Below are 25,962 nucleotides of genomic sequence, written 5' to 3' on the forward strand. Positions count from 1 at the left end.
GGCGCCGGCCGCCGGCGGGGCTCAGGTGCCCGGCCGGGAGACCTCGGTCTCCTTGCTGGTGATGAATTCCAGCAGCGTGGGCACGCCCTGGCGGGTCTTCTCGATGCCCCGCCTGATCGCCGGCACGATGTCTTCCGGCCGCATCACCCGCTCGCCATGGCCGCCGAAGGCGCGCGCCATCGCGGCATAATCGCCGGAGATATCCGTGGAGCGATATTTCTCGGTCGAGACCGGCATCACCTTCAATTCGATCGCCATCGAGAAGTTGTTGAGCAGGATCGACAGGATCGGGATGCGCTCGCGCACGGCGGTCTCGAAATCCATGCCGGTGAAGCCGATCGCGGCATCGCCCCACACGTTGATGCAGAGCTTGTCGGGTTTCGCGAGCTTGGCGCCCATTGCGAGCCCGAGGCCGTAGCCGAGCTGCGTGGTCTTGCCCCAGCCGAGATAGGACAAGGGCTCGACCGACTTCCAGAATGGCGAGAGCTGGTCGCGCGGACTGCCGGCGTCATGCGTGATGATGGTGTTGCTGATGTCCACGGTGTGCTGCAGATCCCAGAGCACGCGGTAGGGATTGAGCGGCGCATCGTTGCTGGTGAGCTTCGGCATCCACTTTGCCAGCCATTCCCTGTGGTGGGCTGCGATCTCGGCTGCGACCGCCGACGCGTCGCGGTTCGCGGTGACGCTCTTGCCGATCTCTTCGAGCAGCGCATCGAGCACGAGACCGGCATCGCCGACGAGGCCGACCTTGGCCTCGACGTCCTTGTTGAGATGGCTGGGATCGAGCGTCGAATGGATGATGGTCTTTCCTTTCGGCATAGTGATGCCGAAATTGGTTTCGGTGAAGGAGCAGCCGATGCCGAAGATCACGTCGGCTTCATCGAGGAATTTCGGCACCGCGCGCGGCACCGCCAGCCCGCCCGAGCCGAGCGAGAGCGGGTGCGTCTCGGGAAAGGACGATTTGCCCCCGAGGCTGGTGGTGACCGGGATCGCCAGCCGCTCGGCGAGCCGCTTCAGTTGCGGCCAGGCCTGCGCATAATGCACGCCCTGGCCGGCATAGATCACCGGCCGCCTGGCGTCGATCAGGAGCTGCGCGGCCTCTTTCACATGCACGGGATCGGCGCCGTAGCGGGTGCGCAGCGCCGGGGTGTAGGCGAGCGGTTCCGGGACCTCCTCATTCCACATGTCGGCCGGGATTTCGACGATCACGGGGCCGCCGCGGCCGTTCTTCAGCCTGGTGAAGGCGCGGCGGAAGATGTTGCCGACCTCGGCGGCAAGGTTGATCGGCTCGCTGGATTTCGCGAACGCCTTCATGGCCTGGCTGGAATTGAAATTCGGCTCGATATTGGAAAGCCGGCGCGGATAGCCCATCGGCAGCACCAGGACCGGCACCGACTCGCCGAAGCACTGGGCGACGCCGCCCATCGCGTTCTCCGCGCCGGGACCGTGCTGCATGCAGAACGCGCCGATGGACCGGCCCGAGCTGACGCGCGAGATCGCGTCCGCCATGTGCAGGCCGATGCGCTCCTGGCGCACCATCACCGGGCGGATGTCGGCCTTGGCCGCATGTTCGATCAGGTGGTTGACGGGATAGCCGCAGAGGATCTCGATCCCCTCGCGCTTCATGATTTCCGCAATCGCGGTGCCGAGCTTCATGCCGACCTCCCAGAAGCGCCGGGGCGCAGGCCCGGCCTTTTGGGCGCTAGTTGGAACAGAGATCGGCGGATCGGTAAAGCGCGGGCGCCAGCGCGTCCGGGAAGCTCTGATATCCCGTTTTGCATTTCGCTCCTTGCCCGCTGCCCACCGGCGAAGGTCTGGCCAGCGTGGTACGAGGGTTGAATATCGCGCCGACCACCCGGTGACCGGGCGTATGGCCAGCCGGTGACCAGACGCATGACCGCCCGGTCACCGCCGCCCGCCCGGTGACCGGCTGGACGAGAAGACTCGATGGCACGCCGCTCCTGGGGGCGCCGCTCCTTGGCCTTGTCGCTCCTTGGGCTTGTCGCAGATGAGATTGACAGGATCTTTCCGGTGCCGTTGCGGTTCAACCGCAAGGCGAGCCGGCTCTTTGCCGGCAAATCGGACCTAGGTCGCAAGGCAGGATCGGGCTTTCGGGGATCTCACCGGCCTGGACCTCTCCGAAACATCGGCGCGATGGGTCGATCTTAACGAATGATTCAGCCTGTTCATGAACGCGCCTGCAACATGTCCAACCCTAGATTGCGCATCCGGGATGGGCGGGCGAAAATCCCGCGCGATCCGTTGACAGGAGCCTTCCATGCGCCGGCTGCTTGCTGGATTCTGGGCCGATCAGTCGGGTGCGACTGCGATCGAATACGCCATCATTGGCTGTGGGATCAGCATCGTGATCGTGGCCGCCGTCAACGGCATGGGCACCAAGCTGAGCGGCACTTTCTCCACGGTCAGCACGTCGCTGAAATAGCCTTCCCGCCAGATCGAAACCTTTGAACCACGACGCTAGCCGGCCTTTTTGGAGCGGGCAGGGGCGCGCACCGGCTTCTCCGCCTTCTTCGGCGTTTCCTTCGCGGCACGCTTGCCGCTGCCGCTGCCAGCGATCGGCAACAGCATTTCGCGCTGGCCCTCGACACGCTTGTTCGCCTTGCGGCCCTTCGCCTTTGCGGCCGGCTCCGCCTTCCGCTCGCTGGCGAGGCTCTTCTTCAGGGCGTCCATCAGGTTGATGACGTTGCCGCCGGTCTTCGGCGCCGCCTTCGGCTCGATCCGCGCGCCGCTGCGCTTCTTGTTGATCAGGTCGATCAGCGCGGTCTCGTAGTGATCCTCGAAATTCTCCGGCTCGAAATCCGCCGATTTCTGCTCGACGATGTGCTTGGCGAGCTCGAGCATGTCCTTGGTGATTTTCACGTCCTGGATGTCGTCGAAATATTCCTTCTCGCTGCGCACCTCGTAGGGGTAGCGCAGCAGCGTGCCCATCAGGCCCTTGCCGAGCGGCTCGAGCGCCACGATGTGCTCGCGGTTGGTCAAGACGATGCGGCCGATCGCGACCTTGTTCATCGTGCGAATGGTCTCGCGGATCACGGCGAACGCGTCGTGGCCGACCTTGCCGTCGGGCACGAGATAATAGGGCCGGATCAGGTAGCGGTTGTCGATCTCCGATCGCGGCACGAACTCGTCGATCTCGATCGTGTGCGTCGATTCCAGCGCGATGTCGTCGAGCTCGTCCTTGCTGATCTCGATATAGGTGTCGGTGTCGACCTTGTAGCCCTTGACGATGTCCTCGGAGGAGACTTCCTCGCCGGTCTCGGCGTCGACCTTGGAATATTTGATCCGGTGGCCGGTCTTGCGGTTGATCTGGTTGAACGAGACCTTCTCGGTATCCGACGTCGCCGGATAGAGCGCCACCGGGCAGGTGACGAGCGAAAGCCGCAAAAAACCCTTCCAGTTGGCGCGCGGGGCCATGGGACTACTCCGGAACGCTACAGACGATCGCAGACGATAACACGCGGGCGGCCCATTTGGGCATGCGGGCGCAAGGGAATCTCCGGTTGGCGTTAACCGTCGCTGCTTGGCGCGGTGGCAGGGCGGGCCCGCCGGTAGCCGGCAACGGGCAGCTGCGGTGCCGAATGGGGGGCCTGTGGCGGCCGGAACATCGGCCGATTTCAGGCGTTGCTTCCGTACCTTAGGCCGCTAGGAGCGCGCGGGGGATTCGCACGGCACCAAGCATTCGAGGTCACCATGGCAACGACCAAAGAAGAGCACCGGATCGTCGAAACCCCCACCGAAGCACGGCAGGCCGAGCCCGGCCCGTCGGTGTTCGCGCTGCTGACGATCTCCACGGGGCTCGCGGTCCTGATCCTCGGCGTGATCTGGTTCGCGTTTTTCCGGACCTGATGGAGGCGCCGGCAGCGACGATTGGCCGCGAGGCGGGAAACGGGCTTTCGATGATTGGCTTGAAGAACCCGCCGCTGGGGGCTAGTGGCATGGCCTCCTGCCGGGCCAAAAAAGACTGACCCAAAAAAGACTGACCATTGTGAAGAAAAAGTAAGGTTCGCGGTGTTGCTCTGTTCATGGGCGGTTCACGCCGGCAGGCATCATCTGGCGGCTGCTATCGTGCAAATTATTTCTGGAGACCACCGTGCGCCTGCTCGTTGTTGAGGACGATCCCGATCTCAACCGTCAGCTCACCACCGCGTTGTCCGATGCCGGCTACGTGGTGGACCGCGCCTTCGACGGCGAGGAGGGGCATTATCTCGGCGACAGCGAGCCCTATGACGCGGTGGTCCTCGACATCGGCCTGCCAAAGATGGACGGCATATCGGTGCTGGAGGCGTGGCGCCGCAACGGGCGTTCGATGCCGGTCCTGATCCTCACCGCGCGCGATCGCTGGAGCGACAAGGTGCAGGGTTTCGACGCCGGCGCCGACGACTATGTCGCAAAGCCGTTCCACCTCGAGGAGGTGCTCGCGCGGATGCGCGCGCTGCTGCGCCGCTCCGCCGGCCACGCCCAGAGCGAACTGACCTGCGGGCCGGTGACGCTGGACACGCGCACCAACAAGGTCACGGTGGCGGGCAATCCGGTGAAGATGACCTCGCACGAATACCGGCTGCTGCAATACCTGATGCATCATGCCGGCCGCGTGGTGTCGCGCACCGAGCTGGTCGAGCATCTCTACGACCAGGATTTCGACCGCGACTCCAACACCATCGAGGTGTTCGTCGGCCGCATCCGCAAGAAGCTCGAGGTCGACATCATCCAGACCGTGCGCGGGCTGGGCTATCTCCTGACGCCGCCGACGGCCGGCACCTGATGACCGCGCTGGCAAGCGGCCACTAGCCGTGGCCGATGCGAATGCTTTCGACTATCCTGCGCTGATGCGCGCCTCTTCGCTCGCCACCCGCCTGTTCCTGTCCGCGACCGCATGGGTGGTGGTGATCCTCGTCATCACAGGCTTCGTGCTGTCCTCGGTCTACCGCAACGCGACCGAGCGCGCCTTCGATCGCCGCCTCAACCTCTATCTGCGTACCCTGGTCGCCGAGGTCGCGACCCCCGACGAGCCGCCCGACCGCCAGTTCCAGTCGCTCGGCGAGCCCCTGTTCGAGCTGCCGCTGTCAGGCTGGTACTGGCAGATCACGCGCACCGACACCGAAAAGGGCGACACCCGCGCCTCCCGCTCGCTGTGGGACAAGAAGCTGCCCAAGCTCGACGAGCACGGCGCCGAGCTGACCGCGGCCGGCGTTCGCCTCGGCTACGTCGAAGGTCCGGAAGGGCAGACGCTGCGCATGGTGGAGCGCCCGGTCGATCTCGGTGCGGACGGCAGATATCTGGTCAGCGTGGCGGGCGACGCGACCGAGATTTTCGACGAGACGCGCAGCTTCGACTATTACCTCGGCGGCACGTTCGCCGCGCTCGGCATCGTGCTGCTGCTGACCACGATCTTCCAGGTCCGGTTCGGCCTCGCGCCGCTCAAGCGGATCTCGGAAGCGATTGCCGATATCCGTTCCGGTCGCGCCGAGCGGCTGGAAGGCGACTTTCCGGTCGAGATCGCGCCGCTGGCGCGCGAGACCAACGCGCTGATCGACGCCAACAGGGAAATCGTCGAACGCGCGCGCACCCATGTCGGCAATCTCGCCCATGCGATCAAGACGCCGCTGTCGGTGATCGTCAACGAGGCGTCCTCCCATGCCGCCGATCCGTTCGCGGACAAGGTGCTGGAGCAGGCCGACGTGATGCGCAGCCAGGTCGCCCATCATCTGGAGCGCGCCCGCATCGCGGCGCGGGTCACCATCGTCGCGGCGGTGACCGATGTGGCGCCGACGGTCGAGGCGCTGCGGCGGACCATGGAAAAGATCCATCGCGACCGCGGCGTGATCATCGAAGCCAAGGTCGACCCGAACGCCCGGTTTCGCGGCGAGCGGCAGGATCTCGAGGAAATGGTCGGCAACCTCGTCGACAACGCCTGCAAATGGGCAGCCTCGCGGGTTTTCATCGAGGTGCTGACGGAGCGGCCGGCCGCGCCCGGCGCGGGTCCCATGCTGCGGATCATCGTCGATGACGACGGCCGGGGCCTCTCGGCCGCCGAGCGCGCCCAGGTCGCCCGCCGCGGCCAGCGGCTCGACGAATCGAAACCGGGGTCGGGGCTCGGGCTTTCAATCGTGATCGACCTTGCCTCGCTTTATGGCGGCAACCTTACCCTTGGCGATGCGCCGACCGGCGGATTGCGAGCGGAACTGCTGCTCCCGGCAGTGTGAACGGGCCTATTCCTAAACGGGTTCTTAACGCGGCGGCTCCTATAGTAGCCGGCGGACACGTCATTATTGCCATTTTTGCCGTCCGCGCGACGGAACGTGCTTAGCGGGCGCGCATGAACCAGGCCTCAGTTGAGCGGTTGAAGGAATATCTCGCGCAGCTGCCGCCGCGATCGCAGGCGCTGCTGATGCGGGAGTTCGAGCGCGCCCTCGAACGGGGCGAGGATGTCGCGGTCGCCAACTTCGTGCTCGAGCAGCTGCGCAGGATCGTGCGCGCGGCCGACGATGACGGGCAGCCGCGCACCAATGATCCGGTGCGGCTGCTGTTCCATCCGATCGAGCCGTTCCTGATCGACGGCAATGGCGAGGCGCGTCCCGGACAGATCCGTCGTGGCTCCCTGACGTCGGTGTGGCGATGGCTGATCCGCGACGGCGCGCCCGAACAGGCGCGGGCGTTCGAGACGATGCTGGCGGGGATGTCCGACAGCGCCGCGGAGCGCGATCTCGAGCCGCATGTGCGCAAGCTGCAGGCCGCCACCGCCGACGCCGTCCTGAAGCTTGCAACGCCCGTTCCCGGCCATGACCTGCAGCGCACGCTGGCGCGGGTCGGGCCGCCCGAGCTGGTCGAGGACCTGCTGGCGATCGGGTCGATCCTGCAGGCCCGTGACGCCCTGGAGGCGCTGGGCAACCGCCTGCCGAGCTTCGCGCGCGTGTTCGGCGATTCCCAGATCGCTTCAGTGACCGCGGCGCTCAATGTTCCTTCGCTGCAGACCGGGCAGATGCTGCCTTTTGCGCTGTCGCTCGTGATGCAGCGTCTCGCCGCGCCCTGGCAGATCATCCGCCTCGCCATCCGGATGGCGGCGTCAGACGACGAACTCCGCGTCGCGGCGACGCCGTACGGCGTCGCCGTCTCCATTGCGCTGCATGATCTGGCGGTGCTCGCGGCAGACCTCAGGCTCGATATCAAGCGCGGCCGGTTCGAGGGCGTTGCCGAGAGCCTGAAGTCGCTTCATGACGGCGTGCGCGGCCTGCGCACCGAGCTCGATCTGCGCCAGGATTCCGCCTGGGGCCGGCAGCTTGCCGCGATCCGGGCCGACATCTCCAACGCCGTGCAGTCGGAAATCGACAGCGTGCCGGGCCGGGTCCGCCGCCTGCTGCGCCAGCGCCCGGACAAGGACATTCTGCCGGGTGCGCGGATCGACCCCTCGGAGGTCGACGAGGCGGCCGCGCTGATCGATTTCGTCGCGGTGTGCCGCACCTATGCAAGCGAGCTTGCGATCAACGAAGTCACGTTGCGGACCTATTCCGATCTGCAGCACTATGTGGAGCAATCCACCGAGGGGCTGGTTGAATCGCTGCGCAGCGCCAGCCCGAAAACGCGCGCCTACCGCCAGATGCAGGTGTCGGCCGCGATCCGCTTCTGCGAGGTCTTGTTCGGGCACGATTATGCTTCGCTGATGAACAGGGCCGCCGAAAACGCCATTACCGGCGAGCGCAAGGCGACGCGCGCCAGCTAGTGGTCCGATTCTAACATTCGCTACCCATTTCGGGAGGCACGTTTGCGAATGTTAGAATCAAAGGACCACTAGCAACTTATTGATGCTAGTGGAGCTTTGGATTTGACGTTCGCATAATGGATCGCGGCAAATGGGTAGCGAACGTCAAATCCGCTCCACTAGAAAATAGAATAACGTTCCATTTGCAATTTCTGGTTGACCAGGGTGCCGTGGAAACGTACCGTCCGCGCGCTGGTTTCCGGACTGTCCCCGCGCATGAATGCCTTCATCAACTTCGTCGAGTTCGAAAATCGTGTCATTGCCGCCACCTATCGCAACCTGATGATCCGCGCGAAGGTCATCCTGGTGGAACAGGCCACTGGCGAGCCGCTTTCCGATCCCACCACGACCATCACGTCGCCGGCACCCAATGGATCGCTCCGGATTCGGCTGCCCGAAACGGTCAGGCCTGGCCGCTACCAGCTTCGCGCGCTCAATCTGCACGGCGAACCGGTGGCCCAGAGCGTCGAATTTCTGATCGACTAAGGTGATCATTTTCCTGATGTTTCAGCTCCCGTGGCAATCCCGGGAAATTGAGATTTGTCAATTGCCGCGTTGCTTCATGGTGGTGTAAAGCGGCGCATCGGCGCCCGTCGCGCCGCCGGGAACCCGCTCGATGGCCTTGTGGTTTGTGTTCGCGCTGATGACGGCCGCGGCGACCTTCGCCGTGCTTTGGCCGCTCAGCCGCGGTAACAAGCCCCCAGTCGGCGGCAGCGAGACGGTTGTCTATCGCGACCAGCTTGCGGAGATCGATCGCGACCTGACGTCGGGCTTGATCGGCAGCACCGAGGCGGAAGCCGCGCGCGTCGAGATCGGCCGCCGCCTCTTGGCCGCAGCCGAAAGCGAGCAGCAGGAGCCACCGGCACGACCGAACATGCGCTGGCGCCGCACCGCGGCGGTCGTGGCGCTGATCGGCCTGCCGCTGCTGGCCGTTGCCACCTATCTGCCGCTCGGTTCGCCCAACCTCGGCGATTTTCCGCTTGCTGCGCGTGCCCGTACTCCCGACGGCACGCAGCCGATCGACAATCTGGTCGCGCAGGTCGAGCGGCATCTGGAAAAGAATCCCAGCGATGGCCGCGGCTGGAGCGTGCTTGCTCCGGTGCTGGCGCGGCTCGGGCGCTATGACGACGCGGTCCGCGCCTATCGCAATTCGCTCACCTATAACGGCGAGAGCGCTGCGCGCCGCGCCGATCTCGGCGAGGCGATCGCGGCCGCAGCCGGCGGCGTCGTCACGGCGGAAGCCAAGGGCGAGTTCGAGCGCGCGCTGGCGCTTGACGCCGACGAGGCCAAGGCGAGCTACTATCTCGGGCTTGCCGCCGAGCAGGACGGTCGCGGCGCGGATGCGGCGGCGATCTGGCGCGCAATCCTCGCGAAGGCGCCGGCGGAGGCGCCATGGCGGCCGCTGGTCGAGGCGGCACTGGCGCGCCTCGACGGTTCTGCCGCGCCCGCGCTGTCCAATGAAACCATGGCCGCGGCCAAGGAGATGAACGAGACCGATCGCAGCGCGATGATCCGCGGCATGGTCGAGCGCCTCGCCACCCGCCTGAAGCAGCATGGCGATGACGTCGATGGCTGGCTGCGGCTGGTGCGGGCCTATATGGTGATGGGCGACCGCGACAAGGCGAAGAGCGCGCTCAGCGATGCGCGCCAGGCGGTCGCGGGCGACGCCGAGCGGCTGCGCCAGCTCAACGAGGGGCTGAAGAGCCTGGGGCTCGACGGATGAACGCGGAAAGGCGCAAGAGAGCAGGGACATGACGCGCAGGCAGCGGCGATTGACTGTTATCGGCGGCTCGCTCGCGGTGCTTGCGCTCGCGGCGGCGCTGGTGCTGAACGCGCTGCGCGATTCCATCGTGTTCTTCTCGACGCCCTCGATGGTCGCCGAGAAGCACCTTGCACCCGGCCGGCGCTTCCGGCTCGGCGGCCTGGTGCAGCCCGGCTCGCTCAAGCGCGGAGACAACCTCGCCGTCACCTTCGAGGTGGCCGATGGCGGCGCGAAGCTGCCGGTCGCCTATCAGGGCATTCTGCCCGACCTGTTCCGCGAAGGGCAGGGCGTGATCGCAGAAGGTGCGCTCGATGGGTCCGGCGTGTTCCGCGCCGACACCGTGCTTGCCAAGCATGACGAGACCTACATGCCGAAGGAGGTCGCCGACGCCCTGAAGAAGCAGGGGCACTGGAAGGACGATTACGCCAAGGGCGCTTCCGACGTTTCGCGCAACGCGCGCGACGCGCAGGCGACGCCCGCAGCGCAGGGGGTGACGCGGTGATCGCGGAGTGCGGCCATTATGCGCTGGTGCTGGCGCTGGCGCTGGCGCTGATCCAGTCGACGGTGCCGTTGCTCGGCGTCAGGCTGCGCGACGAGGCGCTGATGAACGTCGCGCGCTCGACCGCGCTGGCGCAGCTCCTGTTCGTGGCGACGTCGTTCGCGGCACTGGTCACCCTGCACGTGATCTCGGACTTCTCGGTCGCCAACGTGTTCGAGAACTCGCATTCGCTGAAACCGCTACTCTACAAGATCACCGGCGTGTGGGGCAATCACGAGGGATCGATGCTGCTCTGGGTGTCGATCCTGGCGCTGTTCGGCGCGCTGGTCGCGGCCTTCGGCAGCAACCTGCCGCTGTCGCTGCGCGCGCATGTGCTCAGCGTGCAGGCCTGGATCGCCAGCGCCTTCTATCTCTTCATCCTGGTCACCTCGAACCCGTTCCTGCGCATCGCCAACCCGCCGATCGAGGGCCGCGATCTCAATCCCGTGCTGCAGGACATCGGCCTCGCGGTGCATCCGCCGATGCTCTATCTCGGCTATGTCGGCTTCTCGATCTCGTTCTCCTTCGCGATCGCGGCGCTGATCGAGGGCCGGATCGACGCGGCCTGGGCGCGCTGGGTGCGGCCGTGGACTCTCGTCGCCTGGATCTTTCTGACGCTCGGCATCGCCATGGGCTCGTACTGGGCCTATTACGAGCTCGGCTGGGGCGGCTGGTGGTTCTGGGATCCGGTCGAAAACGCCTCGCTGATGCCGTGGCTGGCCGGCACGGCGCTGTTGCACTCGGCGCTGGTGATGGAGAAGCGCAACGCGCTGAAGGTCTGGACCATCCTCTTGTCGATCCTCACCTTCTCGCTGTCGCTGCTTGGCACCTTCCTGGTGCGCTCGGGCGTCCTCACCTCGGTGCACGCCTTCGCCACCGATCCGACGCGCGGCGTGTTCATCCTGCTGATCCTCTGCCTCTTCATCGGCGGCGGGCTGACGCTCTATGCCTGGCGCGCCTCGGCGCTGAAGCAGGGCGGGCTGTTCGCCCCGGTGTCGCGCGAGGGCGCGCTCGTGCTCAACAATCTGTTCCTCACCACCGCCTGCGCCACCGTGCTCATCGGCACGCTCTATCCGCTGGCGCTGGAAGTTCTCACCGGCGAAAAAATCTCGGTCGGCGCGCCGTTCTTCAACCTGACCTTTGCGCCGCTGTTCGTTCCGCTGCTCATGGCGGTGCCGTTCGGACCGATGCTGGCGTGGAAGCGCGGCGACCTGCTCGGCGCGTCACAGCGGCTGATTGCCGCCGGGATCACCGCGCTGGTCGCGATCGCGCTGGTGTGGGGCTTCACCCGCGGCGGACCTGCGCTCGCGCCGCTCGCGATCGGGCTTGCCGTGTTCGTCATTGCCGGCGCCCTGAGCGATCTCGCCGAGCGGATGGCGCTGTTCCGGGCGCCGTTCGCGACCGCGTTGCGGCGGGCGCGCGGCCTGCCGCGCTCGGTCTGGGGCACCGCGTTTGCGCATGCCGGCCTCGGCATCGCCCTGCTCGGCATCGTCTGCGAGACCACCTGGAACAGCGAATACATTGCAACCATGAAACCGAACGACGTCGCCAGCGTCGCCGGCTACGCGCTGAAGCTCGATGGCCTGACGCAGCGCCAGGGCCCGAACTTCCGCGAGATGGTCGCGCAGTTCAGCGTGAGCGAGGACGGCCAGCCGCTCAGCGTGATGACGCCGTCGAAGCGCAGCTTCACCACCCGCGGCGCTTCGACGACCGAAGCGGCGCTGCTGACCCGCGGCGTCAGCCAGCTCTACATTTCGCTTGGCGACATCGGAAGCGATGGCGCGATCGCAGTCAGGATCTATCACAAGCCGCTGGTGCTGTTGATCTGGTTCGGCCCGGTGCTGATGGCGTTCGGAGGCCTGTTGTCGCTGTCCGACCGGCGTTTGCGCGTTGGCGCGCCGAAGCCTGCCAAGGCCCTGCGCGCGCTGCAGCCGGCGGAGTGAGCGAATGAAGCGGCTGCTGGCCCTGATCGTCGTGTTCGCGCTTGCCGGATCGGGTGCGGCGCTGGCCGTGCAGCCCGATGAGATCATGGCGGACCCGGCCAAGGAAGCGCGCGCGCGCAACCTGTCGCGCGAATTGCGCTGCATGGTCTGCCAGAACCAGTCGATCGACGATTCCGAAGCGCCGCTGGCGCGCGACCTGCGGCTTCTGGTGCGCGAACGGATCGCCGCCGGCGACAGCGATTCCCAGGTGATCGATTTCCTGGTGGCGCGCTACGGCGAGTTCGTGCTGCTGAAGCCGCGCTTCGAGCGCCAGACCCTGCCGCTCTGGTTGTTGACGCCGCTCGCGCTCCTGGGCGGCGGGCTCGTGCTGTGGCTGAACGTGAGGCGGCGGAAATCGGCGGTGCCGGAAGAGGCCGGATCGGGCGCGTTGAGCGCCGAGGAAGAAGCGCGGCTGCGGCAATTGATGGCGACCGATCCGACCCCGGAGAAGCCGGCCTAGCCGCCCGCGGCCTGGCGTTCCGGTCGGCGTGCCCGGGGATTCCGGCCGGCAGGGACCGCCTGCGATAAACTGCCGCATTCGGCAGGGCCTTTATTACAAAAGTTTAACTCCGCCGCCAGCGCCCCGTAAGGCGGAAAACCCCATCTTGCCCCCTATCAGGGTGCTGACCCCCCGCACCATCAGCTTCAAGGCTCTGGAGAATTCTTTATGACTGAACGTCCGATTGATCTTTCCTCGCTGCCCTCCTACCGGCAACCCCGCTCGCTCCTCTCGTTCCGCAAGCTGGCGCTGATGGCCTCCGTCGTGGCCGGTCTCGGTGTCGCCGCCTACGGCTTCAGTCCGTCGGGCGGACCAGCCGATCTGTTCACGACCCCCGCGCATGCCCAGGTCAACAACGAGGTCCGGAAAGTTCAGCAGCCGGTCGGCTTTGCCGACATCGTGGAGCGCGTGAAGCCCTCGGTGATTTCGGTCAAGGTCAACATCACGCAGAAGCTGGCCAAGGATGACAGCGCCGACGATAATGACACGCCGTTCCAGCCGGGCTCGCCGATGGAGCGCTTTTTCCGTCGCTTCGGCGGTCCTGACGGGTTGCCGCCCGGCCTTCGCGGCGGACCGCGCGGACGCGGTGGTGGCGCGATCACCGGCCAGGGTTCCGGCTTCTTCATCTCGCCCGACGGCTATGCGGTGACCAACAACCATGTGGTCGACGGCGCCGACAAGGTCGAGGTCACCGCCGATGACGGCAAGACCTACAGCGCGAAGGTGATCGGCACCGATGCACGCACCGACCTCGCCTTGATCAAGGTCGAGGGTGGTTCCAATTTCCCGTTCGCCAAGCTGTCCGACAGCAAGCCGCGGATCGGCGACTGGGTGCTCGCGGTCGGCAATCCCTTCGGTCTCGGCGGCACCGTGACCGCCGGCATCGTCTCGGCCAGCGGCCGCGACATCGGCAACGGCCCGTATGACGACTTCATCCAGATCGATGCGCCCGTGAACAAGGGCAATTCCGGCGGTCCGGCCTTCAACACCGAAGGCGAGGTGATCGGCGTCAATACCGCGATCTATTCGCCCTCCGGCGGCAGCGTCGGCATCGCGTTCTCGATTCCCGCAGCGACCGTGAAGAACATCGTCGCCCAGCTCAAGGACAAGGGCTCGGTGAGCCGCGGCTGGATCGGCGTGCAGATCCAGCCGGTCACCCCCGACATCGCCGACAGCCTCGGCATGAAGAAGGCGGAAGGCGCGCTGGTCGCCGAACCGCAGGCCAACGGCCCGGCTGCCAAGGCCGGCGTCGAATCCGGTGACGTGATCACCGCGGTCAATGGCGAGCCGGTCAAGGATGCGCGCGAGCTCGCCCGCACCATTGGCGGCATCGCGCCCGGCTCGGCTGTGAAGCTCAACGTGCTGCACAAGGGCCAGGACAAGGTCTTGAACCTCACGCTCGGCACCTTGCCGAACACGGTCGAGGCCAAGGCCGACAACGACAATGGCGACCGCGGCAGCCTGAACCGCGGCACCGACGTGCCGAAGCTCGGCCTGACGGTCGCGCCGGCCAACAGTGTCGCCGGCGCCGGCAAGGACGGCGTCGTGGTCACCGAGGTCGATCCCAAGAGTGCGGCTGCCGAGCGCGGCTTCAAGGAAGGCGACGTGATTCTGGAAGTCGGCGGCAAGACCGTGGCGAGCGCGAACGACGTCCGCGACGCGCTCAGTGCCGCGAAGAACGACAACAAGAACAGCGTCCTGATGCGCGTGAAGAGCGGCGGCCAGTCGCGCTTCGTCGCGCTGCCCCTCGCCAAGGGCTGAGATCAGGAGGTTTGACGAGATGGAGGGTGTCGCCGGCTTTAGTCGCCCCCGCCGACGGCTCTTTCCGGGGAGCGGGCCAAAAGTCCGCTCCCGCCCGGTTGTCCCGGTTCTGGCATTCGCGCCCCGCCGTGGCGGGCCTTCCCCGCGAACGCCGGAATCAGGGGGACGACAGTGAATACGCGTTACCTTCCGGTGGAATACGCCCCCCTCCGTCGGAAGGGTCTAAGGGCGGTGAGGTCCCCCAGCTTCACCGCCCGCTTTTTCGTTCGATGGAGACGCGTCCGGTTGTCTTGCATGAGAGCGCCGGCCGCGCCATGGTGATGGAAAGCTTACGCCCTTGACCGCAACCGCCCCCGAGATGCGCCTGCTGATCATCGAAGACGATCGCGAATCCGCCGACTACCTCGTCAAGGCGTTTCGCGAAGCCGGCAACGTCGCCGATCTCGCCATCGACGGCGAGGAAGGTCTCGCGCTGGCCGAAAGCGGCGACTACGACGTGCTCGTCGTCGACCGCATGCTGCCGAAGCGCGACGGGCTGTCGCTGATCGGCGCGCTCCGCGAGAAGGGCAACCGCACGCCGGTCCTGATCCTGTCCGCGCTGGGGCAGGTCGACGACCGCATCAAGGGCCTGCGCGCCGGCGGCGACGACTACCTGCCGAAACCCTATTCCTTCGCCGAACTGCTCGCCCGCGTCGAGGTGCTGTCGCGCCGCCACGGCGGGCCGGCCGAGGAAACCGTCTATCGGGTCGGCGACCTCGAGCTCGACCGGCTTTCGCACAGGGTCATCCGCGGCAAGGAGGAGCTGACGCTGCAGCCGCGCGAGTTTCGCCTGCTCGAATATCTGATGAAGCACGCCGGCCAGGTGGTGACGCGCACCATGCTGCTCGAAAACGTCTGGGACTACCATTTCGATCCGCAAACCAACGTCATCGACGTGCACATCTCGCGGCTGCGCTCCAAGATCGACAAGGGGTTCGAGCGGCCGCTGCTCCATACCATCCGCGGCGCGGGATACATGATCCGTGACGGCATTCGGTAAGCTGATCCGGACCACCGCGTTCCGGCTGACGCTGGTCTATCTGTTCCTGTTTGCGCTGTTCGCGGCGTCGCTGCTCGGCTATTTCGCCTGGAATACGCGGCGGCTGATCACCGAGCAGATCACCAGCACCGTCAACGCCGAAACCTCCGAGATCAGCGACATCTACACCCGCAGGGGCCTGCGCGGCCTCGTCTTCACCATCGAAAACCGCGCGCTGCGGCCGGGCGCCAACCTCTACCTCGTGACCACGCCGGCCGGGCAGGCGATCGCCGGCAATGTCGGCTCGCTGGCGCCGGGCGTGATGGGCACCAATGGCTGGAGCGAGACCGCCTATCGCCGGCTCGACGAGCAGGACAACACCGATCACCGCGCGCTCGTGCATGTCACGCAGCTCAGCAGCGGCTTCCGGCTGCTGATCGGGCGCGATCTCGAGGAGCGGCGGCGGTTGTTCGGCATCGTCGCCAAGGCCGCGCAATGGTCGATTCTCGTGGTCGTGGTGCTCGGCATCGGCGGCGGCATCTTCGTCGCCCGCCGGGTGCTGCGGAGGATCGACGCCATGACCGGCACGACCCAACGCATCATGGCCGGCGATCTCACCGGACGGCTGCCGGTCGGGCGCAGCGGCGACGAGCTCGATCGTCTCGCCAGCAACCTCAACGCCATGCTGGAGCGGATCGAGGCGCTGATGACGGGCCTCAAGGAGGTCTCCGACAACATCGCCCACGATCTCAAGACGCCGTTGACGCGGTTGCGCAACCGCGCCGAGGAGGCGTTGGCCCGCTCGAGCAGCGAGGCCGACTACCGCGCGGCGCTGGAGCGCACGATCGAGGAATCCGACGGCCTGATCCGCACCTTCAACGCACTGCTGATGATCGCGCGCGCCGAGTCCGGCCAGGCGCGCGGCGACATGGACGATTTCGACGCCGCCGACGTCGCCAACGGCATCCACGAATTGTACGAGCCGCTCGCCGAGGACGGCGGCATGAGCCTGCGCGTGAAGACCTCGCCGGCACCCATTCACGGCAACCGTGAATTGATCAGCCAGGCGCTCGCCAACCTGGTCGAGAACGCGATCAAATACGGCAAGCCGCTCGGCGCGCCGCAAGGGCAGGTGGTCAGCCTCGATTCCAAGCAGATCCTGATCGAAGCGCGGCGCGAGGGCGATTCCGTGCTGCTCAGCGTCACTGATCATGGCCCGGGCATTCCCGAAGCCGACCGCAAGCATGCGGTGGAACGCTTTGTCCGGCTCGAGGCCAGCCGGACGCTGCCGGGCTCCGGCCTGGGCTTGAGCCTCGCTTCGGCGGTCGCGACGCTCCATGGCGGCGAGCTGCGGCTCGGTGACGCCAGTCCTGGCCTGGTGGCCACGCTCGCGCTGCCGGTGCGGAAGGACGCGGCCGACAGGCTTGCAGCGCAAACACAGGATGTGCCACAGAAGGTGGCATGACTTCATCCGCGCCGGGAAACGCGGACCGACATCGTCCAGTGCTGGCCGCGCGATTTGCGGACGGTCCGCGTGTCGCCGTTTCCGACCATGCCGAACGCCGCCTCGCCGACTGGCTTGCCGAACTCGAGCCCGCGCAGGCGGCCGCCATCGGCGAGCTTCTCGACCATCCGTTCGCACGGGCGATCCTGCTCGGCATCGCGGAATTCTCGCCCTATCTTTTCGACCTGGTCCGTGCCGACGCCGTGCGTCTGGTCCGGCTGCTCAGATCCGATCCGGATCAGCATCTCGCCGCCCTCATCGAGACGACCTCCCGCGACGTGTTCGCCGCATCGAGCGAGGCCGATGTCATGCACCTGCTTCGCCGCATGAAGTCGGAAGCCGCGCTGCTGATCGCGCTGTGCGACATCGGCGGGCTCTGGCCGGTGATGCGGGTGACGGCAGCTCTGACCGAGGTCGCGGTCGCCTCCGTGCAGGCGGCGCTGCGTTTCCTGCTGCGCCAGGAGGCCGTGCGCGGGCGGCTGTTGCCGCCAAATCCCGATCGGCCCGAGGAGGGCAGCGGCCTGTTGGTGCTCGCCATGGGCAAGATGGGCGCGGGCGAATTGAATTATTCGAGCGACATCGACCTGATCGTGTTCTTCGACGCCGCGGCGCCGACGCTGGCGCCCGACATCGAGCCGCAGCCCTTCTTCGTGCGGGTGACGCAAGGCATGGCGCGCATCCTGCAGCAGCGCACCGGCGACGGCTACGTGTTCCGGGTCGACCTGCGGCTGCGGCCCGATCCGGCCTCGACGCAGGTCGCGATGTCGACCGACGCCGCCTTGCACTATTACGAGCGGGAAGGGCGCACCTGGGAGCGCGCCGCCATGATCAAGGCGCGGCCGTGCGCCGGCGACCTGGTGGCGGGCGAGGCCATGATCGGGGAGATCGCGCCCTTCGTCTGGCGCAAGCATCTCGATTTCGCGGCGCTGGCCGACGTGCACGACATGAAGCGGCAGATGCAGACCTACCGCGGCCAGAGCGAGATCGCGGTCGAGGGCCACAACGTCAAGATCGGCCGCGGCGGCATCCGCGAGATCGAGTTCTTCGCCCAGACCCAGCAGCTGATCGCCGGTGGCCGCCATCCCGAGCTGCGGGTGCGCTCGACGCTCACGGCGCTCAACGTGCTCGCCTCCAGCAACTGGATCAGCTTCCAGGCCTGCGACGAGCTCACCGCGGCCTACGAGTTCCTGCGCCGCGTCGAGCACCGGCTGCAAATGATCGCGGACGAGCAGACGCACGCGCTGCCCGGCGACGTCGAGGCGGTCGAGCGCTTTGCGCGCTTTCTCGGTTACGCGGATCGTGCCGCCTTCGCCAGGGACCTGCTGCATCATCTCGAGATCGTGCAGGGCCACTATGCCAAGCTGTTCGAGGGCGACGACCCCACCGGCACGGCCAGGCTGCCTGATATCGACTACGGCGCCGGCCCCGATGACGCGCGGCTGCTGGAGCATCTCGCCGCGCTCGGCTTCAAGAAGCCGGCCGCGGCCGCCGATACGCTGCGGGAGTGGGTGGCGGGCGACTACCGCGTGTTCAGGACGGAGACGACGCGAAGCGCCTTCATCGAATTCGTCCCGGCGCTGATCCAGGGACTCGCCAAGGCGGACGAGCCGGATCGCGCGGTCGCAGCCTTCGACCATTTCCTGCAGGCGCTGCAGCGGGGCGGGCGGCTGATCACGCTGCTCAGCCAGAACCGCGACCTCGTCGCGCTGGTGGCGCTGGTGCTGGGCGCGGCGCCCCGGCTCGGCGACATGCTGGCGCGGCAGCCGCAGCTCATGGACGGGCTGATCGATCCGCGCTTCTTCGGCGCGATGCCCGACCAGCGCGAACTCTCCGAGCGGCTCACCGCGACGCTCGGAGACGCGGATTCCTATGAGGAGTTTCTCGATCGCCTGCGCCTGTTCGGCCAGGAGAGCCTGTTTCTGATAGGCACGCGGATCCTGTCCGGCACGGTGTCGGCGCAGCAGGCGAGCACCGCGTTTGCCGACGTCGCCGAAGGCATCGTGCATACCGTGCACGGGCTCGTCACCGGCCGTTTCGCCGCGCAGTACGGCCGCATCAAGCGCCAGGAGACCGCGATCCTGGCGATGGGCCGGCTTGGCAGCCGGGAGATGACCGCGTCATCCGATCTCGACCTGATCATCCTCTACGATTTCGACGAGGATCATCCGGATTCCGACGGCACGCCCTCACTGCACGGCGCGCAATATTTCGCGCGCTTCACCCAGCGGCTGATCAGCGCGTTCACGACCCGCACCAACTATGGCGTGCTCTACGAGATCGACATGCGGCTGCGCCCGTCGGGGCGCGCGGGGCCGGTTGCCTCGCACATCAAGTCCTTCGCCGAGTATCAGGAGGGCGAGGCCTGGACCTGGGAGCACATGGCGCTGACCCGGGCGCGGGTGATCTCGGGGCCGCCGGAGTTTCGCTCGCGCATCGAAGCGGTGATCCGCGCCGTGCTGACGCGGCGGCGCGACCGGGCGGCGGTCGCGGCCGACGTCGCCGACATGCGCGGCGCCATCGCGCAGGAAAAGGGCGAGGGCGATCTCTGGGACCTCAAGCACGCCGCCGGCGGCCTCGTCGATATCGACTTCATCGCCCAGTACCTGCAGCTCGTCCACGCGCACGACAAGCCCGACATCCTGAGCGTCTCGACCCGCGAGGTGATCGACAATGCGGCGCGGCTCGGCGTGCTGCCGCAGGCCGCGGCCGAAACCTTGCGCACCGCGGTGCGGCTCTATCACGACCTGACCCAGATCCTGCGGCTGTGCGTGACCGACAAGTTCAATCCGGATACCGCGGGCGAGGACCTCTTGCGCGTGTTGGCGCGGGCGGGCGATGCGCCGGACTTCTCCTCGCTCGAGGCGAGGGTGAAGGAAACCCAGGCCGAAGTGCGGCGCGTGTTCAAGGCGAGTGTCGAGGGCAACTAGGCCTTCTTCAACGTCTCGATCGCGTCGCGGACGTCGGGATCAAGTCCGCTGCCGCCGGCATCGAGATGGGCGAAGATCGCCTTGCGCATTCGCGGATCCCAGAACTTCCGGATGTGCTCGGCAATGCCAGGCACCGCCTTGTCGTGGCCCTGGCTCTGGAAGAATTTCCCGATCTGGTTGGCCATGTGGACCAGGCGGTCAGGCGACGACATAGGCAGTCTCCGGGGCGCAGGCAGGCGCGGCGATACGTTGCGGGTGCGTGAAGACCTCAAATCCGTCGGCGCGCGCAACCGCCGCCAGTGTCATCCCGGCCGCGTCCGCCATCCGCACCGCAAGTGCGGTCGGCGCCGAGACTGCGACCACCATGGCCGCGCCCATGACGGCCGCCTTCTGCACCATCTCGACCGAGACGCGGCTGGTGAGAAGCACCATGCCCTCGCTTGCGCGGACTTGCTGAAGGGCCAGGCTGCCTGCGAGCTTGTCGAGCGCGTTGTGGCGGCCGACATCCTCGCGCAGCGCGACGATGCCGCGACCCGGCGTCCAGAATGCCGCCGCATGCACCGCGCGTGTCTCGATGTTGAGCGCCTGGCGCGGCGCCAGACTCGCCATCGCGGCGAGGATGTCATCGGGGGCAAGGGCCTGGCCGTTCGGCACCGGCGCCGGCCGGCGCATCGCCTCGGTGATGGATTCGATGCCGCAAAGGCCGCATCCGGTCGGGCCCGCGATATGCCGCCGCCGCTCGCCGAGGCGCGCAGCGCGATCGGGCGCAAGCCACATCCTCACCTCGACGCCTTCGTCGAGCGGCACGATCTCGCACGAGCCGATCTCACCGGGCGAGCGCACGATACCCTCGCTGAGGCTGAAGCCGACCGCGAAATCGTGGAGGTCGAGCGGCGTGCCCATCATCACGGCATAGGTGCCGCCATTGTAGGTCAACGCGATCGCAGTCTCCTCGGGGATCAGGCGCGCGCCACGGCTCGTGACGCCCTCGCGCCACGCCTGCCGATCGACGCGTCGGACCGCCTCTGGCATCCTCATTCCGCGGCCTCGATCGACGGCACGATGCGGCGCGACTGCCGCGCCTGCGCGTCATAGGCCTTCTGCCAGTCGGAGGGTCCGTTCGAGGGGGAGACCTGCACCGCGGTCACCTTGTATTCAGGGCAGTTGGTGGCCCAGTCGGAATAATCCGTCGTGATCACGTTCGCCTGCGTGTCCGGGTGATGGAAGGTGGTGTAGATCACGCCCGGCGCGACGCGCTCGGTGATCAGCGCGCGCAGCGTCGTCTCGCCGGCGCGGCTCTTCAGCCGGACCCAATCGCCGTCGCGCACGCCGCGCTGCTCGGCATCGTGCGGGTGGATCTCGAGGCGGTCCTCGTCGTGCCAGACGACGTTGTCGGTGCGGCGGGTCTGCGCTCCGACATTGTACTGGCTGAGGATGCGTCCCGTGGTCAAGAGCAGCGGGAAGCGGGGGCCGGTGCGCTCGTCGGTCGGAACATATTCGGTCATGACGAACTTGCCCTTGCCGCGGACGAAGCCGCCGACATGCATGACCGGCGTGCCCTCCGGCGCCTTCTCGTTGCAGGGCCACTGCACCGAGCCGAGTTCGTCGAGCTTCGCATAGGAGACGCCGGCGAAGGTCGGCGTCAGCGCGGCGATCTCGTCCATGATCTCCGAGGGATGGTCGTAATGCATCGCGAAGCCCATCGCCTTGGCAAGCCTGATCGTCACTTCCCAGTCGGCGAGGCCATTGCGCGGGGTCATCACCTTGCGCACGCGCTGGATGCGGCGCTCGGCGTTGGTGAAGGTGCCGTCCTTCTCCAGGAAGGTCGATCCCGGCAGGAAGACGTGGGCGTAGTTCGCGGTCTCGTTGAGGAAGAGGTCGTGGACGATGACGCATTCCATGGCGGACAGCGCCGCCACCACATGCGTCGTGTTCGGGTCGGACTGCAGGATGTCCTCGCCCTGGACGTAGAGACCCCTAAAGGTTCCGTCGATCGCGGCATCGAACATGTTGGGGATGCGCAGGCCCGGCTCGGGGTTGAGCTTGACGTTCCACAACGCCTCGAACTGGTCGCGCACCGCCTCGCCGGAAATATGCCGGTAGCCGGGCAGCTCGTGCGGGAACGAGCCCATGTCGCAGGAACCCTGCACGTTGTTCTGGCCGCGCAGCGGGTTCACACCGACGCCGGGGCGGCCGATATTGCCGGTCGCCATCGCCAGGTTGGCGATCGCAATGACCGTCGTCGAGCCCTGGCTATGCTCGGTGACGCCGAGGCCGTAATAGATCGCGGCGTTGCCGCCGGTCGCAAACAGCCGCGCCGCGCCGCGCAGCTCGCGCGGGTCGACGCCGGTCATGATCGCGGTCGCTTCCGGGCTCTTGCTCGGCTGGCTGACGAAGGCGGCCCATTCCTCGAACTCGCTCCAGTCGCAGCGCTCGCGCACGAAGGCCTCGTTGGCGAGGCCCTCGGTGACGACGACATGCGCCATGGCGGTCAGCACGGCGACGTTGGTGCCGGGCATGAGCGGCAGATGGTGCTGGGCCGCGATGTGCGGCGAGCGCACGACGTCGGTGCGGCGTGGATCGACCACGATCAGCCTTGCGCCGGCGCGCAGCCGCTTCTTCATGCGGGAGGCAAATACCGGATGCGCGTCGGTCGGGTTGGCGCCGATGATCATGACGACGTCGGAATGCTCGACCGAGTCGAAATCCTGCGTTCCGGCGGAAGTGCCGAACGTGGTCGCAAGCCCATAGCCGGTCGGCGAGTGACAGACGCGGGCGCAGGTATCGACATTGTTGTTGCCGAAGCCGGCACGGATCAGCTTCTGCACCAGATAGGTTTCCTCATTGGTGCAGCGTGACGAGGTGATGCCGCCGACGGCGTCGCGGCCATATTTCTGCTGGATGGCCTTGAACCTCGCTGCGGCGAAGTCGAACGCTTCATCCCACGACACCTCGCGCCAGGGCTGGTCGATGGTCTCGCGGATCATGGGCTTCAGGATGCGCTCGCGGTGCGTCGTATAACCCCAGGCAAAGCGGCCCTTGACGCAGGAGTGCCCGCGATTGGCCTTGCCGTCCTTGTACGGCACCATGCGCACCACTTCCTCACCCCGCATCTCCGCCTTGAAGGCGCAGCCGACGCCGCAATAGGCGCAGGTGGTGACGACCGAATGCTCGGGCTGGCCGATCTCGATCACGGATTTTTCGGTCAGCGTCGCGGTCGGGCAGGCCTGCACGCAGGCGCCGCACGATACGCATTCGGAGCCGAGAAAGCCCTCGCTCATGCCGGGCGAGACACGGCTGTCGAAGCCGCGGCCCGAAATCGTCAGCGCAAAGGTGCCCTGCACCTCCTCACAGGCGCGCACGCAGCGCGAGCAGACGATGCATTTCGAGGGATCGTAGGTGAAATAGGGATTCGACTCGTCCTTGGGCAGGAAATCCGGGTTGGCTACAGCGCCGGATCTGGCGAAGACGTGGTTCTCGCCCTCATAGCCGTAGCGCACGTCGCGCAGGCCTACCGCGCCGGCCATGTCCTGCAATTCGCAATCGCCGTTCGCGGCGCAGGTGAGACAATCGAGCGGATGGTCGGAGATATAGAGCTCCATCACACCCTTGCGCAGCTTCTTCAGCCGCTCGGTCTGGGTATGCACGACGAGGCCGGGCATGACCGGCGTCGTGCAGGAGGCCGGCGTGCCGGCGCGCCCATCGATCTCGACCAGGCACAGCCGGCAGGAGCCGAAGGCATCGACCATGTCGGTCGCGCAAAGCTTCGGGATCTGGTGGCCGGCTTCCATCGCCGCGCGCATGATCGAGGTGCCTTCCGGCACGGTGACGCTTTGGCCGTCGATGGTCAGCGTGACCAACGTCTCGGATTTGGAGCGCGGGGTGCCGAAATCGGTTTCCTGGATCAGGGACATGACGATGCGTCCTCTTATTCTGCGGCCTCAAGCCGCGTCGGCACGGGACCGAAATCCTCGCGAAAATGTTTCAGCGCGCTCATGACGGGGTAGGGCGTGAAGCCGCCGAGCGCGCACAGCGAGCCGAACTTCATGGTGTTGCAGAGGTCCTCGACCACGGCGATGTTTTCGGGCACGCCCTCGCCGCGCCTGATCTTCTCGATGGTCTCGACGCCGCGGGTCGAGCCGATCCGGCACGGCGTGCACTTGCCGCAGGATTCGATGGCGCAGAATTCCATGGCAAAGGCCGCCTGCTTCGCCATGTCGACGGTGTCGTCGAACACGACGATGCCGCCGTGGCCGATCAGGCCGTCGCGCGCGGCAAAGGCCTCGTAGTCGAACGGCGTGTCGAACAGCGCGCGGGGAAAATAGGCGCCGAGCGGGCCGCCGACCTGCACCGCGCGCACCGGGCGGCCGGAGAGGGTGCCGCCGCCGACATCATCGATGAGCTCGCCGAGGGTGATGCCGAAGGCGGTCTCGAACAGGCCGCCATGCCTGATGTTGCCGGCGAGCTGGATCGGCATCGTGCCGCGCGAGCGGCCCATGCCGAAATCGGCATAGGCCTTCGCGCCCTCGGCGAGGATGAAGGGCACGGCCGCAAAGGACAGCACATTGTTGACGACGGTTGGCCGGCCGAACAGGCCGTGATGCGCGGGCAGCGGCGGCTTGGCGCGCACGATGCCGCGGCGGCCCTCCAGGCTTTCCAGCAGCGAGGTTTCCTCGCCGCAGACATAAGCGCCGGCGCCGACGCGCACCTCGAGATCGAAGCCGTGGCCGCCGATCTTGCCGCCGAGGAAGCCGGCGCGCTTTGCCGCTGCGATCGCCGTGTTCATGGCCTCGACGGCGTGCGGATATTCCGAGCGGATATAGATGTAGCCCTTGGTCGCGCCCACGGTGATGCCGGCAATCGTCATGCCCTCGATCACCACGAACGGATCGCCTTCCATGATCATGCGATCGGCGAAAGTGCCGCTGTCGCCCTCGTCGGCATTGCAGACGATGTATTTGCGGTCGCTCGCCGCCTGCGCCACCGTCTTCCATTTGATGCCGGTCGGAAAGCCCGCACCGCCGCGGCCGCGCAGGCCCGATGCGGTAACCTCAGCAATGATGGCGTCCGATCCCAGCGTCAGAGCGCGTTCCAGGCCCCTAAAGCCGCCATGGGCGCGATGGTCGTCGACCGAACCGGGATCGATCACGCCGCAACGGGCAAACGTCAGCCGCGTCTGCCGCTTCAGCCAGGGGATTTGCTCCGCGAGCCCAAGCCGCAGCGGATGCGGGCCGTTGGTCAGGATCGCGGCAAGCAGCGACGGCACGTCAGACAGCGTAACCGGACCGAACGCCACGCGACCCTCTGGCGTTGCGACCTCGACCATCGGCTCCAGCCAATAGAGGCCGCGTGAGCCGGTGCGCACGATGTCGAGCGGTGCGCCTGATTTCGCGGCTGCCGACTCGAACGCCAGCGCGAGCTCGTCGGCGCCGACCGCGACTGCTCCGGCATCGCCGGGGATATGGAGACGCACGCTCATCGCTGCGCCTCCCTGACCAGCGCGTCGAGGCGCGCTTCGTCGAGCCGCCCGATCACGCGACCGTCCAGCATGGCCGACGGCGCCGTGGCGCAAAGACCGAGGCAATAGACCGGTTCGAACGTAACGCGGTCGTCCGGCGTGGTGCTGCCGATGGCGATGCCCAGTCTCTGTTCCGCGCGGGCGGCGAGCGCGTCGCCTCCCGCGGCCTGGCAGGCCTCGGCGCGGCAGAGTTTCAGCACGTGCCGGCCTGCGGGCTTGTCGCGGAAGTCGTGATAGAAGGTGAAGACGCCGTGGACCTCCGCGCGGGACAGGTTGAGCGCGGAAGCAACCATCGGGATTGCTGCCTCCGGCACATAGCCGAAGGCGTCCTGCAGCGCATGGAGGATCACGAGCGTGCCGCCTTCGCGGGCAACATGCGCCGCGATGATCTCGGCGCCACGTATCGCATCCCAGGGTTCGTGTGGCGCTGTCATATCTTCAACTCGATCGAATGATTTTTACTCTGTCGATCAGTATTGGAATGGCTCAAAACATCAATAAAGCCGTCCCATGCTGCGATCCGGAAAGGCGATCGATCGGGTTGGAAAATCGAGCGATATCGAAATGCAATGAGCGGTAAACGGCCTGCGCCGACGGTGTTTTTTTGACGTGTAGCCCGGCCGCCCGACGTGATATTCATGTCAGCCTCGGGAACGCGCCTTCGAAAGGTCACCAT

Annotated in this window: 22 protein-coding genes; 14 read left to right on the forward strand and 8 right to left on the reverse strand. The window is 66.7% G+C overall.

Annotated elements, in window-relative coordinates; genetic code table 11:
- Nucleotides 1-21 precede the first annotated feature (21 nt).
- Entirely contained in the window at nt 22-1,656 is a 1,635-nt protein-coding gene (locus QOU61_RS13725) for a thiamine pyrophosphate-requiring protein (protein WP_289659211.1), read from the reverse strand.
- Between the two features lie 622 nt (nt 1,657-2,278).
- Here QOU61_RS13725 and QOU61_RS13730 point away from each other — a divergent pair.
- On the forward strand, nt 2,279-2,443 hold the full coding sequence (locus tag QOU61_RS13730) for a Flp family type IVb pilin (protein WP_289659213.1): 165 nt from the start codon (nt 2,279-2,281) through the stop codon (nt 2,441-2,443).
- Nucleotides 2,444-2,478: 35 nt separating this feature from the next.
- On the opposite strand, the gene ku is transcribed toward QOU61_RS13730, so the two are convergent.
- Nucleotides 2,479-3,435: a non-homologous end joining protein Ku gene (gene ku, locus QOU61_RS13735; protein WP_289659215.1), complete on the reverse strand. Its 957-nt coding sequence runs from the start codon at nt 3,433-3,435 to the stop codon at nt 2,479-2,481.
- Nucleotides 3,436-3,711: 276 nt separating this feature from the next.
- On the opposite strand from ku, the gene QOU61_RS13740 reads away from it, so the two are divergent.
- From QOU61_RS13740 to QOU61_RS13800, 13 genes are all read left to right on the forward strand, one after another.
- A complete protein-coding gene (locus tag QOU61_RS13740; protein ID WP_289659217.1) occupies nt 3,712-3,867 on the forward strand; it encodes a hypothetical protein in 156 nt (51 codons plus the stop codon).
- A gap of 244 nt (nt 3,868-4,111) precedes the next feature.
- Entirely contained in the window at nt 4,112-4,783 is a 672-nt protein-coding gene (locus QOU61_RS13745) for a response regulator transcription factor (protein WP_289659219.1), read from the forward strand.
- A gap of 64 nt (nt 4,784-4,847) precedes the next feature.
- On the forward strand, nt 4,848-6,224 hold the full coding sequence (locus tag QOU61_RS13750; protein WP_289661501.1) for an ATP-binding protein: 1,377 nt from the start codon (nt 4,848-4,850) through the stop codon (nt 6,222-6,224).
- A 113-nt stretch (nt 6,225-6,337) separates the two neighbouring features.
- Entirely contained in the window at nt 6,338-7,738 is a 1,401-nt protein-coding gene (locus tag QOU61_RS13755; RefSeq protein WP_289659221.1) for a hypothetical protein, read from the forward strand.
- A 204-nt stretch (nt 7,739-7,942) separates the two neighbouring features.
- Nucleotides 7,943-8,263 carry a hypothetical protein gene (locus tag QOU61_RS13760; protein ID WP_502876955.1) on the forward strand — a complete coding sequence of 107 codons (321 nt, stop codon included), beginning with the start codon at nt 7,943-7,945 and terminating at the stop codon, nt 8,261-8,263.
- 130 nt (nt 8,264-8,393) lie between these two features.
- Complete coding sequence (gene ccmI / locus QOU61_RS13765) at nt 8,394-9,500, forward strand: c-type cytochrome biogenesis protein CcmI (protein WP_289659223.1); 1,107 nt, start codon at nt 8,394-8,396, stop codon at nt 9,498-9,500.
- Nucleotides 9,501-9,528: 28 nt separating this feature from the next.
- A complete protein-coding gene (gene ccmE / locus QOU61_RS13770; protein ID WP_289659225.1) occupies nt 9,529-10,041 on the forward strand; it encodes a cytochrome c maturation protein CcmE in 513 nt (170 codons plus the stop codon).
- Nucleotides 10,038-12,020: a heme lyase CcmF/NrfE family subunit gene (locus QOU61_RS13775; protein WP_289659227.1), complete on the forward strand. Its 1,983-nt coding sequence runs from the start codon at nt 10,038-10,040 to the stop codon at nt 12,018-12,020. Before ccmE ends, QOU61_RS13775 begins: the two co-directional genes overlap by 4 nt.
- 4 nt (nt 12,021-12,024) lie before the next feature.
- Nucleotides 12,025-12,519, forward strand: a complete 495-nt coding sequence (locus QOU61_RS13780; RefSeq protein WP_289659229.1) for a cytochrome c-type biogenesis protein — start codon at nt 12,025-12,027, stop codon at nt 12,517-12,519.
- A gap of 207 nt (nt 12,520-12,726) precedes the next feature.
- The gene (locus QOU61_RS13785) at nt 12,727-14,319 is read left to right on the forward strand and encodes a Do family serine endopeptidase (protein WP_289659230.1); all 1,593 of its coding nucleotides are present in this window, start codon (nt 12,727-12,729) and stop codon (nt 14,317-14,319) included.
- Between the two features lie 358 nt (nt 14,320-14,677).
- A complete protein-coding gene (locus tag QOU61_RS13790; protein ID WP_289661504.1) occupies nt 14,678-15,358 on the forward strand; it encodes a response regulator transcription factor in 681 nt (226 codons plus the stop codon).
- Nucleotides 15,342-16,802, forward strand: a complete 1,461-nt coding sequence (locus tag QOU61_RS13795; RefSeq protein ID WP_289659231.1) for a sensor histidine kinase — start codon at nt 15,342-15,344, stop codon at nt 16,800-16,802. Before QOU61_RS13790 ends, QOU61_RS13795 begins: the two co-directional genes overlap by 17 nt.
- Entirely contained in the window at nt 16,799-19,768 is a 2,970-nt protein-coding gene (locus tag QOU61_RS13800) for a bifunctional [glutamine synthetase] adenylyltransferase/[glutamine synthetase]-adenylyl-L-tyrosine phosphorylase (protein ID WP_289659232.1), read from the forward strand. The genes QOU61_RS13795 and QOU61_RS13800 overlap by 4 nt, the downstream gene beginning before the upstream one ends.
- On the opposite strand, the gene QOU61_RS13805 is transcribed toward QOU61_RS13800, so the two are convergent.
- The 6 genes from QOU61_RS13805 to QOU61_RS13830 are packed head-to-tail and all read right to left on the reverse strand — an operon-like array spanning nt 19,765 to nt 25,926.
- The gene (locus QOU61_RS13805) at nt 19,765-19,980 is read right to left on the reverse strand and encodes a formate dehydrogenase subunit delta (protein WP_289659234.1); all 216 of its coding nucleotides are present in this window, start codon (nt 19,978-19,980) and stop codon (nt 19,765-19,767) included. The two genes, QOU61_RS13800 and QOU61_RS13805, sit on opposite strands and share 4 nt — an antisense overlap.
- Nucleotides 19,967-20,800, reverse strand: coding sequence for a formate dehydrogenase accessory sulfurtransferase FdhD (gene fdhD / locus QOU61_RS13810; protein WP_502876925.1), 834 nt, complete (start codon nt 20,798-20,800; stop codon nt 19,967-19,969). Before fdhD ends, QOU61_RS13805 begins: the two co-directional genes overlap by 14 nt.
- A gap of 2 nt (nt 20,801-20,802) precedes the next feature.
- Complete coding sequence (fdhF, locus tag QOU61_RS13815; protein ID WP_289659238.1) at nt 20,803-23,682, reverse strand: formate dehydrogenase subunit alpha; 2,880 nt, start codon at nt 23,680-23,682, stop codon at nt 20,803-20,805.
- A 14-nt stretch (nt 23,683-23,696) separates the two neighbouring features.
- Nucleotides 23,697-25,247, reverse strand: a complete 1,551-nt coding sequence (locus QOU61_RS13820) for a formate dehydrogenase beta subunit (RefSeq protein ID WP_289659240.1) — start codon at nt 25,245-25,247, stop codon at nt 23,697-23,699.
- Nucleotides 25,244-25,720 carry a formate dehydrogenase subunit gamma gene (locus tag QOU61_RS13825; RefSeq protein WP_289659243.1) on the reverse strand — a complete coding sequence of 159 codons (477 nt, stop codon included), beginning with the start codon at nt 25,718-25,720 and terminating at the stop codon, nt 25,244-25,246. The genes QOU61_RS13820 and QOU61_RS13825 overlap by 4 nt, the downstream gene beginning before the upstream one ends.
- Nucleotides 25,717-25,926 (reverse strand): hypothetical protein, encoded by a 210-nt coding sequence (locus QOU61_RS13830; RefSeq protein WP_289659245.1) that lies wholly within the window; start codon nt 25,924-25,926, stop codon nt 25,717-25,719. Before QOU61_RS13830 ends, QOU61_RS13825 begins: the two co-directional genes overlap by 4 nt.
- Nucleotides 25,927-25,962: the final 36 nt, after the last annotated feature.

Source organism: Bradyrhizobium sp. NP1 (assembly GCF_030378205.1).
In the GTDB taxonomy this organism is placed as follows: Bacteria; Pseudomonadota; Alphaproteobacteria; order Rhizobiales; family Xanthobacteraceae; genus Bradyrhizobium.